Here is a 14,300-nt window from a genome sequence, read left to right as displayed (position 1 = left end):
AACTGTGGCAATCTGGAGTGTGCCGCGAACGGAATCAAATGTCGAAGTGAGACCACTGGAGCAATTCGAGGAAAAGTCGCGCGCGCCTTTACGTCTAGAAATTTATAAAAACAAAGATTTAGAAAGTTTCTGCGTTATAATGAAACGCGGAAATTCTGTTACATTCGACATCAAAGGTTGTGGGAGGTTTAATCAGCCTATCGAATGATTGGGAGCAGTATATTCGCATACAAGCACGGGGAGGAGACCGGGTGGAAAAGAATACAAGTGCGACTTCGATCATCTGCGTATCATCTCGTGACGCTGCGCCAAGGGCGGTCACGGCAGACACAGAATTGGCAAGCCCGACACCGGGACAGATCCGCAAGGCTGTGGATCAGCTCTGTAACGGCAATACGTTCGCAACGGCAAAGCGCTCCCGGCAGCTGCTACAGTATCTTGTCGAGGAGGCGCTCTCAGGTCGCGCAAATGCCATTGGCGAACATGGGATCGCCCAGGACGTATTTGGCAAAGATGAGCATTTCGATCCGCGGATCGATACATGTGTCCGGACCGAAGCCTGGCGCCTTCGCAACCGATTGCAAAGCTACTACGAAAATGAGGGGCGCTTCGATGTCGTGAGGGTGGCCTTCATGCCCCGCTCACTCGTGCCGATCTTCTCCTCCCAGCCGTCCTTGCCCATGGCGGAAATAAAAGAGTTTCCGCGCCGGATTGGCATTCATCTGGACTGCGAACCCAATGCGGGAGAGAGCGAGCAGCATCTGGCGCGGCGGCTACTCGAGGAGATTGCCAGCAGCCTTTTCAAGCTTTCTTCAATAATCCCGGTTCTTCCCGGCGGAGCGAGTCGATCAGAGCTGGAGTTACGGTGCGCCATTCGCTCAGATGAGCAATGGATCAGGATCGTGACGACAATGGTCGATCTGGATGGCCTGGTTCAGGCAAGCAAAACGTTTTCCTTCCCACGCAATTCCGAGAGACCCTCTCCCACCTTGATAGCCAATGCCATCGGCGAAATGGTTTCAGATTCGCTGTCACGCAACGTCGCGGGTCAGTCCGTGGACATACCAGGCGATTCTGACGAGAACCGGTTTCTTGACCAGCTTCTGCGCGGTTCCCACATCAACCGGCGTGAGCGATTGATTGAGCTGCGGGCCGCCGTCTTGCGCTACGAACAAATCATCTCCGACGACCCCTTGGATCAATTGTCTCACCGCAGGCTTATTGGAGCATTAGGACAGTTTTTATCGCTTGCGCCAGGATCGATATCCAGGGTGATGCCCAAGCTGGCCGCCTCTGCCCACAGCGCTTTGTCGCTGAATGGCAACCTGAGCGACGTCTGGCTGATCTTGGGTTGGGCTTCGAGCTACGCCTATGATTGGCCCCAGACCGAACGCGCGTGCCGCCGGGCCATCGCCATCACCCCGCTCGATCCTTCGCCCTACATATTGCTTGCATTGACCTATCTGCAAAGCGGACAGATCGTTTCTGCGCTGCAAATAGCGGAGGAAGCGATCAATCTCGATCCTTATTCTCCCATGGTCGCCAATGTCTATGCGCTGACCCTGAATGCAGCCCGCCGTTTCAGGGAGGCGGCGAAAGTCGCACGCGACGCACTTGAAGCCGAACCCGGCTTTGTTAAGTTACGACTTACCTATGGAGAGGCCAAGCTCAATATGGGTCAGATTGATAGCGCTATTGAAGAATTTACCGCTGCCTCACACATCATGACCGAAGATGCCACGGCCTGTGGGCTGCTAGGACTTGCCTATGGACTTTCAGGCGAAATATCAGAGGCGGGTCGTCTTCTTTCCAGAGTGAAGCAGTCACCGAATCTGCGAGGCCAGGCTGTGCATGCGGAAGCGATGATCCATCTCGGGCTCGGCGCTCGCGATGAAGCCATTAGCGCTTTGGAGCTAGCGGTAACACGAAGAGGCACACCAGGGCTGTTTCTGGCAAATGCCGTTTTCGATCCCATTCGGAGTGACAGCCGCTTTTCAAAAATTCAACACCAGATGGAGCTGGCACATTAAGCCCAGGATCTCGGCAACAGAGCCGTGTGAGCAACTATCAACCACAGGAACACGGTCATGCTGCGACGGGGCAATAGCACTGTGCCCCTCTCACTGGCGCATTCCACCAAGATCCATGTTCAAGCAGACGTCAATGATACACAACCCCATGATATAAAAATCCTTTCGATCAGACTTTCACACGCTGCACGCCGATTGCGATAATGGAGGCGAGCACTGTGTAGACACAGCAAACCAGTGCCTGCCAAGACAAAGGAAAGCCGGCATCAATCAGCAATCCCATGATAACAGGTGAAGCCCCGCTTGCTATAACGGATCCGGCTTCGACCGCAGAGCGAACTCGCGCCAACTCAGTGGCTCCAAAAAGCTCGACCCAAAGGGCGGTGGCAAGCGTGGACCCGAAGGCAGAGGATATGCCCATCAGAACCATATAGACCAGCGCAACCCATGACGATGAAAGCAATCCTAGCGCAAGCATTCCAATGGCTTGCGGCAACAGAAAATACGGCAGAATTCGCTTCGTCCCAAAACGGTCGATGACGGGACCAATCACCACGACGGACACCGCCTGTACAATGGCAAAGACCACAAATCCGGCAGCGAGCCATGCGATGTCCCAATGTTTCTGCTCGGCCAGACGGCCTTGATGGAAGAAGAAGCCAGTGACGATGAAGGGGCTTGCCAGAACAGCTGGCAGTGTCATCAGCAACCGTCGGTTGATCAACAGGGATGTTTGCCGGGGCTCGGTTGAAGCCTGTCCTTTGGGCTGGCGCTGACGCAAAGGCCGATCGCCCGCCCTTGGCAAGACCGTGAGTGCTACGCCGACACCGGCGATGACAAAGAGCGCGTTGATAGCCCAGGATGCACGCCAACCGAACATGTCGTTCATCGTCACTCCGGCCAGTGGAAAAATTGCCTGCGCGACAGACATGCCCAGAGCGATTATGCCGAGCGCTTTACCCGCATCTGCTGGAAACGTGCGGGCTGTAGCAGTCAGCGCCGTATGAACCATCAAACCCTGGCCGCCCAGCCGCAGCAGGTAGAATGCAAGCAGGAGCATATAGATATTGGGACTGAACGACACCAGTCCACATGCGCAAGCCAGCAGAACGGCCACGGCCCAACTGAACGCTCTTACCGTTGTATAATCGATCAGGCGTCCAGCCCAGGTGAGGGTCAGGGCGCTTAAAAACGTGCCTATTGCATAGACAGTTCCCAAGCCGCCGTCGCTTAAACGAAAAGCCTCGCGAAAATGCGCCCCCGAGATCGAAATGAAATAGGTTTGGCCGAAGCTGGAAATGGCCAGAAGCATTGCGCCAAATGTCAGATGCTGCCAATTGCGGCTGGAAAATTCCCAATAGTTTTTGATCATTCTGGACTTTCAAGCAAGGACAATGGCGCAAGCCAGAATTCCTGCATGTTACATGACAGCGCTGTGCGTTTTAAAAACCGCACAGAAGAGAGTGTTCGATTCGAGATCAGCGGAAAATCAACACAGGCACTTTGCAGGCCCTGATCATTTCCGTTGTCGTTGACCCGAGGAAAAGTGTGCGCAGCCTGGAATGGCTATAGGCGCCCATCATGAGCATGTCATATGCCTCACGCTCGACAATGTCAGAAATCGCCTTATCCGGTTGCCCCGCAACGATGGCGGTCTCAACCGGCACGCTCACATCCGTAAACCTAAGCTTACTTTCAGCAAGGGCTTGACGGGCTTCCGGCGTATCATCCCCCACCGTCACCAGTTTGATAGAGAGCCCGGCAAACATCAGATTTCCTGATATATAGTCAACCGCCTTCATCGCCATTGCGCCGCCGTCATAGGCGATCAGCACTTTGTGGATCGGCTTGAAGGCACGTGATGCGATGGCGATCATCTTGTGACTGGAGCGGACTACCCGTTCGAGATTCGAGCCAAGGTGCAATTGCGCAAAATCGGCGCCTTCGCCACGCTTGCCAATCACGATCAGGTCGGCGCTTTCCTCCAGCTCTTGCAGGGTTTCAGCCAGATCGCCATTGCGCAGCATGGTGTTGACGCTATCGATCCCCATGGCTTGAAGGCGCGCCTTTGCGTCTTCCAGCAAAAGCCGTCCACGGTGTTGGGCGGTTCTTGCTTTTTGCGCGTCCAGTTCCGCCAGTTCCGCCAGAAGCGCCGTTCGGGCGCCCAAGCCGATATTGCCGCTGAGATTGACCGGCTCCGTGGAAAGGTCGCGACGGCCAATGACGTGCAGAATGTCCACGGACACCTCGGATCGGCCGGCAATCCATGCGATATGATCGCAGACGCTCTGGGCATATATCGAACCGTCTATCAGTCCTATGATCTTGATCATGATTGTCTCCCTCAATGCCCCATAAGGCGTTCCATAGCGCCGGGCTTGTCGTGAATTGCGAGCTTGTCAACGATTGTCTCGCTTGCCCGGTTCAGTCCGAGGATAGACACCTCGGCTCCCTCTCTGCGGAATTTCAGCACGATCATATCCAGTGCCGCGACACTGGATATGTCCCAGATATGGGCGTGGGATACGTCGATGATGATATTCTCCAAGGCTTCCTTGAATTCGAATGCCTGGTTGAAATCCTCGACGGAGGCGAAGAAGATTTGACCTTCGACCTTGTAAGTGCGCGTTTTGCCATCCGGTGAGAGGATCGAGGTTATCTGGAATATCTGGGCGATTTTCCAGGCGAAGAAAACCGCCGATAACAGCACGCCAACCAGGACACCGACGGCCAGATTATGGGTGGCGACGACGCCGATCACCGTCGCGATCATCACGAAGGAGGATGAGCGCGGGTGATCCTTCAGATTGCGGATCGATGACCAGGAAAAGGTGCCGATAGAAACCATGATCATGATCGCCACAAGGGCGGCCATGGGAATTTGACGCACCCATTGCCCAAGCACGAGAATCATGAACAGCAGGAAAACACCGGCGCACAAACTCGACAATCTGCCGCGCCCACCGGATTTCACATTGATCATCGACTGGCCGATCATCGCGCAGCCTGCCATGCCCCCCAAAAACCCGGTTATCGTATTGGCAACGCCCTGGCCGATGCATTCGCGGTTCTTGTTGCTCGGCGTATCCGTCAGCTCATCAACAATGGCAGCGGTCATCAGCGTTTCGAGCAGGCCGACAACGGCAACTGCCGCAGAATAGGGCAGAATGATCAGAAAGGTTTCAATACTCAGAGGGATATTGGGAAGGAGCAGGACCGGCAATGTCGAGGGCAACTCACCCATGTCGCCGACAGTTCGAATGTCCAACCCGAAATAGATCGAAATCGCCGTCAATATCACAATACAGACGAGAGGCGACGGAATGGCCTTCGTCACATAAGGGAACAGATATATGATTGCCAAACCCGCAACCACCAGGACATAGGTCAGCGCGGGGACATGGACCAGCTCCGGCAACTGGGCCATAAAGATCAATATTGCCAATGCATTGACAAAGCCCGTCATAACGGACTTCGACACGAAACGCATCAGGCGGCCGAGTTTCAGCAGACCGGCGATAATCTGGATGACGCCGGCCAATATGGTGGCGGCCAGCAGATATTCGACGCCGTGTGTTTTGGCCAGCGTGATCATCAACACGGCGGTGGCGGCGGTCGCGGCAGAGATCATCCCGGGCCTGCCACCCACAAACGCGATCAGCACCGAAATGGAGAAGGACGCATAAAGGCCAACCTTGGGGTCGACGCCAGCGATGATGGAAAAGGCGATGGCTTCTGGGATAAGCGCCAGGGCCACAACGACGCCAGCCAGCGCATCGCCTTTGATATTGCCGAACCACTCTGTTCGAGCTTGATGTAAACTATTGCTAGACAATGATATTTCTCCTGACCGCAAAATAGTCCGGCCAATCTTGAGCAGGGCGCTGAATGCCCTGCAGCTGTGATGATGAATGGATGAATGACCGCGCCTATTCCGCGACATGGCTCAACGGAACGGGCTTGCAGATCTCCAGCTCCCGCAGGCGGCTTTCAGCGGCATGAATATAATCGCGCCGCAGAGGAGCTGCCGACTGATCGCGCGCCAGCTGAATTTGAAAAACCATCATCCCTTGATACCGAAATGCGGTCTCCGATGACGCGAGATAAAATTCCCACATGCGGGCAAACCGCTCGTCATAAAGGGCCACCGCTTCGTCCCGCCGGGCCAGGAACCGCTCGCGCCAAGCTTTCAAGGTTTCGGCATAGTGCAGGCGCAATATCTCGATATCGCAGACCACCAGCCCTTGCCGTTCGATTGCCGCCAGCACTTCCGAAAGAGATGGAATATAGCCGCCTGGAAAGATGTATTTCTGTATCCAGGGATTGGTATGGGAGGGCCCATCGAATACGCCGATGGAATGCAAAAGCATCACCCCGTCAGGCTTGAGCAAAGCCCGGATTTTCGCAAAAAACTCATCGAAATGGCCAATCCCGACATGTTCAAACATGCCGACGGAAACGATCCGGTCGAATTGTTGCTTGATATCCCGATAATCTTGCAGCAAAAATCGAGGCCGACGCGAGGATGCAATGTCCTTGGCACGACCATTCGAAATTGCATGCTGATGTTGCGACAACGTGACGCCCGTGACGTCCGCCTGGGTCATCTCGGACAGATAGAGCCCAAGTCCACCCCATCCTGATCCGATATCGAGAACACGATGCTCCGGCTCGATCAACAGCTTGGCAGCCAGATGCCGTTTTTTAGCAAGCTGCGCTTCTTCCAGCGAACTGCCCCGCCCCTCGAAATAAGCACAGGAATACTGGCTGTCTGAATCGAGAAATAACCGATAGAGCGAGCCATCGAGGTCGTAATGGTGCGCCACATTGCTCTTTGAGCGCCCGACCGGATTATATTGCTGGATACGCCGTTTCAAGCGCGTGAACCGGCGCATAAATCGGGCGACGCCCGTCAGACGATCCACGCCCGTGTTCTGAAATACCAGTTCAAGCAGTTCATAGAGGGTGCCTTGCTCAATGCGCAACTTGCCATCCATAAACGCCTCGCCAAGCGCGAGCTCTGGATTGAACATAATGTAGCATTGGGTTGCGCGGTCTGCGAAACGGATAACGATCGGCTTGCCGCTTTCGTCTCCGATACGCGTATGTTGACCATCGCAGGTGATGACAATGAGGTTGCCCACCTTGATGTGGTGAGACATGAAACGAGTGAAAAACGAAGACATTCAATATCCTGAAATGCGTCGTCGTACCCTGAAAACATGCGCCAGAGAACTGAAAACCCCTATACGGGCTGATCAGCGCAGACTGATAACGTTAGACATGATCAAGCCGCTCTGTAGAGACGGCTATCGATCCCAACAGATATCAAGAAATTTTCATTTTCATGGGTTTAATCAACGGATAGCTCATCACGCCTAAAATGACGTTAGTGAGTTAACTGTGGCCGGGGGATAGGCGCCCGGAGAAGCCACTCGTCAAAACGAGTCCGATGCAGGGAAATTACTGCTACAAAATCTTGCGGATTGCAAGACACATATGTGTTGTTTTTGACGCCACGAGCAGGCATGCTAACGTGTCTCATTGAGAACCAGCACGTCATGACCAATCGGTGAAAACGATAGGATCGCGGCCTTAGACGGATCGATGCACCTTACCGGCGCTTCCCCAATGCTCGGCGAGCTTTCCATCAGAGATGCGGAACGCGTTGAAAACATACCGCAAGCACATCTCACCGGGGTGCTCTGGATCAGGCTGAGGCATGAGGGCCGACAGAACCACCATGTCGCCTTCTGCGACGATAAATTCCGGCGGATGCTGGAGTTGGGGTGGTGTCGGCACCGGGCCGTCGGGAAAAATATTGCGAACAAACGCTTCCAGCGCAGCCAAGCCACTCGGAAGTTGATCGGTATGCTGGATATAATCCTCGGTAACGAAATCGCGCGCGGCGTCCGGGTTGCGCGCCTCGAAGACACAGCGGAAGAAGTCAAGCACCAGGCGTTTGTTGGCAGTGGTGCGATCTTCGCTCATGGCATACCCCAATCGATGTCATTTGAGAGTGGGTTGGTAAAAATTTAAATGCGCAGCAACTGACCAAGACTGGCGCTGCTGCGCATATCTCACTCGACAGAGAGACGAGCCTTTCAGCCGACGAAACGTCCTTTCATCGCTGATTCCTGGAGCGGACGGCGCCCGTTTGGCTGCTCGCGCTCCTGCAGAGGTGGTGGCAACAAGCTCTTGTCGCCGATCCTGCCGATCGCGATGACGGCTTCAACCCGGAAGCTGTCTGGGACCCCAAGCACTTCGTAGCTGCGTGGAACATCGAACCCAGCCATGCCATGAGCATACCAGCCGAGACGCGTTGCTTGCAGTGCAAGATAGGCCCAGGCAGCGCCTGCGTCGAAGGAATGGCTGTAAGAGGGAACCGGCTCAGTCTGCATTGGCATGATCGCTGTATTTGCAGAAACAATCACCACCAGTACCGAAGCACGCGATGCCCACGCCTGGTTCATCGGCGCGAGCAGACCGAAAATATTCTGCCATTCCGGCGTATCGCGCTGCGCGTAAATGAATCTCCAGGGCTGGGCATTGAATGAGGACGGCGCCCAACGAGCCGCCTCCAAAATCGTCATCAGATCTTCCTCTGACATTGCCTGGGGATCAAGCGCCCGAGGAGACCAGCGATCCAGAAAAATCTGATCGATATCGTAATCCGAAGAGCGATTATTTGAAGAAATGGACACCTGAGTATTCTCCTTGGACTATTGACACAGCACTGCGCCACGATCAGCCGATGCGCAGAGTTCGTCGCTGTTATTTTTGCGGAAGACCGCCCGCGAACATATTGAAGGGTGGCAGGCCCAGCACGTGCCGGCCGGCGATTTCGGCAGCCGGATCCTGACGGATAGCCCCGTGCGAGATAAGAACGCGTGCATCACGCGCAAACCGCTGAATAGGATTCTTCAATGTGACCGTCGAGGAACCGAGGCAGATTTGCATCATATCGATAGCGTCTGCACACAGGCGGGCAGCAAACACCAGGTTCATGGTATTCAAAGACTCTTCGCGCGGCTCGAAATCGCGACCGGAAGCCGCTCGCCTGTCCACTTCATCGGCCACACCATGGATCAGTGTTTCCGCTGCATTGATCATTGCGTTCACCCGTCCGGCAACAACCTGGGTCGAAGGCGTTTGCGCAACGGTGTCATAGGGAAGATTAAAGGGCTTGCGGGCATTCGCCTGCTGAGAAAACTCCTGCAAACAGCCTTTTGCCATGCCAAGCGTGATCGCCACGTTGGAAATGGTCACCGTCAACATCATTCCAAAGGCACCGGTCTGGTAGCCGACCCCCTCGAACCGATTGCGGATTTTCGCGAGGCGGATCGGCATCTCAGCCGAAGCCATCGTGCGGCGCGTGGGTACGAATACTTCATCAGGGGCGGTGATACTGTTGCTCGATGTACCCTGAAGACCCATGACATGCCAATCGTCGACAATTTCATACTGGTCCCGGGAAAGCAGGGCGATCCCGCGGTGAGGAACGCCCCCCTCTTCCCATTGGATTCCGACAAATGCCCATTTCGCGTGTTTGCAACCGCTGCCGAAGCTCCACTTGCCGCGGACCATAAAACCGCCATCGACCAGTCTTGCATCGCCGACAATCTGCGAGAAGACCGATGCGCCGACCATGAGAGGCCCCACCCAGGAGCCAGCATCCGCCATCAATTCGGAAACAGTTTGCTCATCAAAAACAAATGCGTTTCTGAGGCCAACCGAGACAAAGCCTGACCAGGCTGTCGAGCCATCTCCGGTCGCCGCGGCCCCAACAACCTCGGCAATGTCACGGGCGCCAAACCCATAGCCACCATATTCGCGGGGCAAGGTGATTTTGAAAAATCCGACTTCATTCAGTGCATTGACGACAGCAGGCGTCATTGCACCCAATTTCTCACCGGCTTCGGCTTCGCGTCGGATCAAAGGCACCAGCGCCAGCACTTTGTCGCGCATGATCTGTCCTGCCTCGCTTGGACCAACAGACACAGCTGCGTAAGGTTGCCGGGCGTTTTCCTCATGCCGAGGCGCAGATGCCAAATTCATAGAATGTCTCCCTGCCCGGTGACATGCGATGCTCTCAATCCTCATTGAAACAACGCTGTCGCCTGTTTTAATGCGTGACTAATGGGCTTTCGCCACCGCCTGCAAAAGTCACGAGAGGTTACAGATGCCATGTAACAATGAGCTGAGGCTTCAAATTTAACGCCTATAGGCTGTACATCATCGCCACAGACATCAGGGCGGTCGGCTCCGGTCAATCCGGTTACAGATCGCGAAATGCCGCTGCCTAAAGGCGATGTCGCAATTTTCTCAGTGTCGGAAAAAACGTCAGCGATGACACGGAGCGACCGGCAAGTCGTAAAGCGCTCCGCAGGGCGTTGGCGAAGGGCTGAAAAGAGTATGGCTTAGCGTTCACTTGCGAATATAATCCGGATATTCCGCGCTGATGAGATCGATGATCGAAAGTGTACCCGACAGGTGTTTTCTAAGCGCCGAGGCGGCAGCCTCAGGATTGCCAGATGCAATCGCTGCAACAATCGCTTCATGATCCTCGAGTACGGTCTGCATCTTGCCGGGCATCGGCAGGTTGAGACGCCGCAGCCGGTCGAGATGGACGCTTTGTCGTCGCACATTTGCCCATAGCTGTAGAATGCCGCTCTTCTCATAAAGTTTACGGTGAAACTCGCGGTCTATGCCATCAAAAGTGTCATAGGTCGCTTGCGTGGCCACTTCTTTTTGACTGGCCAGGATAGCGCCCAACTCCTTGGCGGTCTCGTCCGGCGCCTCTTCGGTCAGGCGTCTGACCGCTTCGAGTTCGATCGATAGCCGAAGGAACTGCGCCTGTCTGGCGTGATCGATATCGATCTTGGCAACGACCGTTGCATATTGCGGATAGACTTCGACAATGTCCTCTTCCTGCAAGCGCATCAGCGCATCGCGCACCGGTGTCTGGCTCACGCCGAATTCCAGTTGCAACGAGGCGCGCGACAAGATCGTGCCCGGCACCAATTGCACCTTCAGGATCCTGTCGCGCAGGATTTCATGAACCTGTAATGCCACCTGTCGCGAGCGGTCCAATTGTCCGCTCCTGATCGTTCCGTTCATGCACCCATCCATCCATGTCGCCGTTAAAAACACTAGAGCACATATTCGGGGTTGATGCACTGATGTTTTAGTGCTTCAATGCATTTACCCGCTTTGGGAGAGAGAGCGGCAAGCGTCAAACATCGAATTGAAAAATGGGAACCGGTTTTCGGAACATCTGATGCGCAACAAAGGGCGAGCATGATGAAGCGATCCTGTTTCCCGCTGCAAAGCGTTAAACCTGCATCCTTGGGAGGAGAATCATGCGTTTCTTTATCGGCGGAGTGACCGCCATTGCCCTTGCTTTGGGATTGGCCTGTCCAAGCCAGGCACAGGAGAAAACCACCCTGTCTATCACCCGCCAGCCTGGGATTCTTTACCTCGCAAGCCATGTGATGGAGACCCAGAAGCTCATCGAAAAACAAGCGGCAGCCGAAGGTCTTCAAGGCATTACCGTTGAATGGCGCACCTTTAGCGGTGGCGGCGCGCAGACCGATGCGCTGCTGGCCGGCAATGTCGATGTCGTCAATACCGGCACCGGCAATCTTCTGCTTTTGTGGGATCGCACCCGCGGCAAGGTGAAGGGGATTATCACCAGTTCGGCCCAGCCAGTAATCATGGTCTCCAACGACCCGCGCATCAAAACACTGAAAGATATCCAGGATGGCGATAAAATCGCCGTGCCGACCGTCGGCGTCTCGACCCAGGCGATCCTGCTGCAAATGGCGGCGGCCAAGCTTTATGGCGACGATCAGGTCAAGAAATTCGACAAGAACACTGTGCAGCTTGGTCATCCGGATGCGCTGGCGGCAATTGCCAATTCAAAGCATGAGGTCAAGAACCACTTTTCCGCGCCGCCCTTCCAATATGTCGAGTTAAAGCAGCCCGGCGTCCACAAGGTGACGGATTCCCGCGAAATCATCGGCGGAGCGCTAACCCAGGCGACATTCTTCACCACCACCAGTTTTGCCGAGGCAAACCCGAAGCTGGTCAAGGCGTTGCGGGTCGCAACGGAAGAGGCCATCGCCTTTATCAAGAAAGATCCGAAGGCTGCACTTGAAGCCTACAAAACCGTGTCAGGCGACAAGACCAGCCTTGATGACCTGATGGTCATGATGAAGGAACCCGGCATGGACGAGTGGCGCACCGATCCACAAGGCACGATGAAATTTGCCACGCATCTCCATAAGGTCGGTACGCTCAAGACCATGCCGAAGGCCTGGACCGATTATTATCTGCCCGATAGCGCCTATCTCAACGGGAATTGAGCCTCATAGCCCCTGCAGCGGCATCGCCTGCCGCTGCACTTGCTCCCGCTTGTCAGGCATCGGGTTCCCCGACCCTGATATGCCGGAAGACGTTGAGTTCGACCTTCCCGAAAAACAACCGACACCACAGAGATCGAGAGTCTGCCCGGTTCAATAAGGATCTGAAGGACTTTAGGGAGTGACTATCATGATGCAGGCAACCGCTGCCGCTGAGCGCCTTGCGCCGGCCCCCGAAAAAGCGCCGCTTCTTTCCGTTGATCGCGTTACGCTGCGTTACAAAACGCCTAATTTGCTGATTACCGCCACCGAGGATGTCAGTTTCGATGTGCGGGAATCCGACCGCTTCGTGCTGCTCGGCCCGTCCGGCTGTGGCAAGTCGACGCTGTTGAAAGCCGTTGGCGGTTATATGACGCCGGTCTCCGGCACGATCCATATCAATGGCCGCCAAGTGAAAGCCCCGGGACCGGACCGGATGATGGTGTTCCAGGAGTTCGACCAGCTGATGCCCTGGAAGACCGTGCTGGAAAACGTGATGTTCCCGCTTCTCGTCGCCCGTAAAATGCCAAGGCCCGAAGCCGAGGCACTGGCCCGCCATTATATCGACAAAGTCAAGCTGACCCGGGCCGTCAACAGCTACCCTCATACGCTGTCCGGCGGCATGAAGCAGCGCGTGGCAATTGCCCGTGGCATGGCCATGCAGCCGGATATCCTGTTGATGGACGAGCCTTTCGCCGCACTCGACGCGCTGACCCGACGGCAGATGCAGGACGAATTGCTTCAGCTTTGGGAAGACACCAAATTCACCGTGATTTTCGTCACCCATTCGATTGCCGAGGCGATCAAGATTTCCAACCGCATTCTGCTGCTGTCACCGCATCCAGGGCGGGTGAAGGCCGAGGTTGTCGATGTCGACAAGGTGAGCCAAGCGGATGGCAGCGCCGCAGCTTTGGAGCGCGACATCCATAACCTGCTGTTCTCCAACGAACCCGGTCACAAGGAATAGAACCATGCTGTCCCCAAACATCATCCTTGCCGCCGATGTCGCGGCGGCCAAGCCCTATGACAATATCAAGCCGGTCGAACAAAAACTGAGCGTCTTTGAAACGCTGTGGGGCATCAGTGCCTTGCGCAAGACGCTGTTGATCGTGGTTCTGGCAGTCATCTGGCAGGTCTATGCCTCCTTTCTCGATAATCCGCTGCTTTTTCCCACCTTGAGCGACACATTGGTGACGTTGACCGACCGCTTTGCCGACGGCACCCTGCCCGCCCGCATCTGGACGACGCTGCAAGTCCTGTTCATGGGCTATACTGTCGGCACGGTGCTTGCCGCGCTGCTGACGGTGCTTGCCATCAATACCCGCATCGGCACCGATTTTCTGGAAACCATGACAGCGATGTTCAACCCGCTGCCAGCCATTTCGCTGCTGCCTTTGGCGTTGATCTGGTTCGGGCTCGGTGCCTCCAGCCTGGTCTTCGTGCTGGTTCACTCGGTCCTATGGGCCGTGGCTCTGAATACGCATTCCGGCTTTCTCGGCGTATCGCGCACGTTGCGCATGGTCGGCGCCAATTACGGCCTGACCGGCATTTCCTATGTGCTGCGCATCCTGGTTCCGGCGGCCTTCCCTTCGATCCTCACCGGCCTGAAAATCGGCTGGGCCTTTGCCTGGCGCACGTTGATAGCTGCCGAACTGGTGTTCGGTGTCTCCTCGGGACAGGGCGGCCTTGGCTGGTTCATCTTCGAAAACCGCAATCTGCTGGATATTCCCGCAGTGTTTGCAGGCCTGCTGACCGTCATCATTATCGGCCTGATCGTCGAAAATCTGGTCTTCCAGACGATCGAGCGCCACACAATCCAGAAATGGGGCATGAAGGAATAGCACTTGCCGCATTCCGCTTTCGCCCC

At 55.4% G+C, this 14,300-nt stretch carries 12 protein-coding genes and 1 other annotated feature; of the genes, 4 read left to right on the top strand and 8 right to left on the bottom strand.

The features are described 5' to 3' along the window. Positions 1-335: 335 nt before the first annotated feature. A complete protein-coding gene (locus tag G6L01_RS18290; RefSeq protein WP_071205614.1) occupies positions 336-2,030 on the top strand; it encodes a tetratricopeptide repeat protein in 1,695 nt (564 codons plus the stop codon). 169 nt (positions 2,031-2,199) lie between these two features. On the opposite strand, the gene G6L01_RS18285 is transcribed toward G6L01_RS18290, so the two are convergent. The 8 genes from G6L01_RS18285 to G6L01_RS18250 all read right to left on the bottom strand — a co-directional run bounded on the left by G6L01_RS18285 (position 2,200) and on the right by G6L01_RS18250 (position 11,162). After that, positions 2,200-3,402 carry an MFS transporter gene (locus tag G6L01_RS18285; protein ID WP_070163411.1) on the bottom strand — a complete coding sequence of 401 codons (1,203 nt, stop codon included), beginning with the start codon at positions 3,400-3,402 and terminating at the stop codon, positions 2,200-2,202. Positions 3,403-3,508: 106 nt separating this feature from the next. Next, positions 3,509-4,363, bottom strand: a complete 855-nt coding sequence (locus G6L01_RS18280; protein WP_070163410.1) for a universal stress protein — start codon at positions 4,361-4,363, stop codon at positions 3,509-3,511. 11 nt (positions 4,364-4,374) lie between these two features. Then, positions 4,375-5,865: a SulP family inorganic anion transporter gene (locus G6L01_RS18275; protein ID WP_070163409.1), complete on the bottom strand. Its 1,491-nt coding sequence runs from the start codon at positions 5,863-5,865 to the stop codon at positions 4,375-4,377. Positions 5,866-5,959: 94 nt separating this feature from the next. After that, a complete protein-coding gene (locus tag G6L01_RS18270; protein WP_070163408.1) occupies positions 5,960-7,216 on the bottom strand; it encodes a cyclopropane fatty acid synthase in 1,257 nt (418 codons plus the stop codon). Between the two features lie 215 nt (positions 7,217-7,431). Further along, positions 7,432-7,484, bottom strand: a sequence feature (sul1 is cis-regulatory element that is thought to sense ions involved in sulfur or methionine metabolism; They are found in Alphaproteobacteria). A gap of 141 nt (positions 7,485-7,625) precedes the next feature. After that, positions 7,626-8,021, bottom strand: coding sequence for a nuclear transport factor 2 family protein (locus G6L01_RS18265; protein ID WP_070163407.1), 396 nt, complete (start codon positions 8,019-8,021; stop codon positions 7,626-7,628). A 113-nt stretch (positions 8,022-8,134) separates the two neighbouring features. Continuing rightward, complete coding sequence (locus G6L01_RS18260; RefSeq protein ID WP_081343942.1) at positions 8,135-8,734, bottom strand: nitroreductase family protein; 600 nt, start codon at positions 8,732-8,734, stop codon at positions 8,135-8,137. Positions 8,735-8,804: 70 nt separating this feature from the next. After that, positions 8,805-10,088, bottom strand: coding sequence for an acyl-CoA dehydrogenase family protein (locus G6L01_RS18255; protein WP_070163406.1), 1,284 nt, complete (start codon positions 10,086-10,088; stop codon positions 8,805-8,807). A 369-nt stretch (positions 10,089-10,457) separates the two neighbouring features. Then, positions 10,458-11,162 (bottom strand): GntR family transcriptional regulator, encoded by a 705-nt coding sequence (locus G6L01_RS18250; RefSeq protein WP_139190072.1) that lies wholly within the window; start codon positions 11,160-11,162, stop codon positions 10,458-10,460. 230 nt (positions 11,163-11,392) lie between these two features. Here G6L01_RS18250 and G6L01_RS18245 point away from each other — a divergent pair, with 230 nt between their 5' ends. From G6L01_RS18245 to G6L01_RS18235, 3 genes are all read left to right on the top strand, one after another. Continuing rightward, positions 11,393-12,397 (top strand): ABC transporter substrate-binding protein, encoded by a 1,005-nt coding sequence (locus G6L01_RS18245; protein WP_070163404.1) that lies wholly within the window; start codon positions 11,393-11,395, stop codon positions 12,395-12,397. Positions 12,398-12,584: 187 nt separating this feature from the next. After that, positions 12,585-13,400 (top strand): ABC transporter ATP-binding protein, encoded by an 816-nt coding sequence (locus G6L01_RS18240; protein WP_070163403.1) that lies wholly within the window; start codon positions 12,585-12,587, stop codon positions 13,398-13,400. Positions 13,401-13,404: 4 nt separating this feature from the next. Further along, entirely contained in the window at positions 13,405-14,274 is an 870-nt protein-coding gene (locus G6L01_RS18235) for an ABC transporter permease (RefSeq protein WP_070163402.1), read from the top strand. The last annotated feature ends 26 nt before the right edge of the window (positions 14,275-14,300 follow it).

This window comes from Agrobacterium vitis, assembly GCF_013337045.2.
In the GTDB taxonomy this organism is placed as follows: domain Bacteria; phylum Pseudomonadota; class Alphaproteobacteria; order Rhizobiales; family Rhizobiaceae; genus Allorhizobium; species Allorhizobium vitis_B.
The sequence above is the reverse complement of the archived record's forward strand: the minus strand, read 5'-3'. Positions and strand labels throughout refer to the sequence as shown.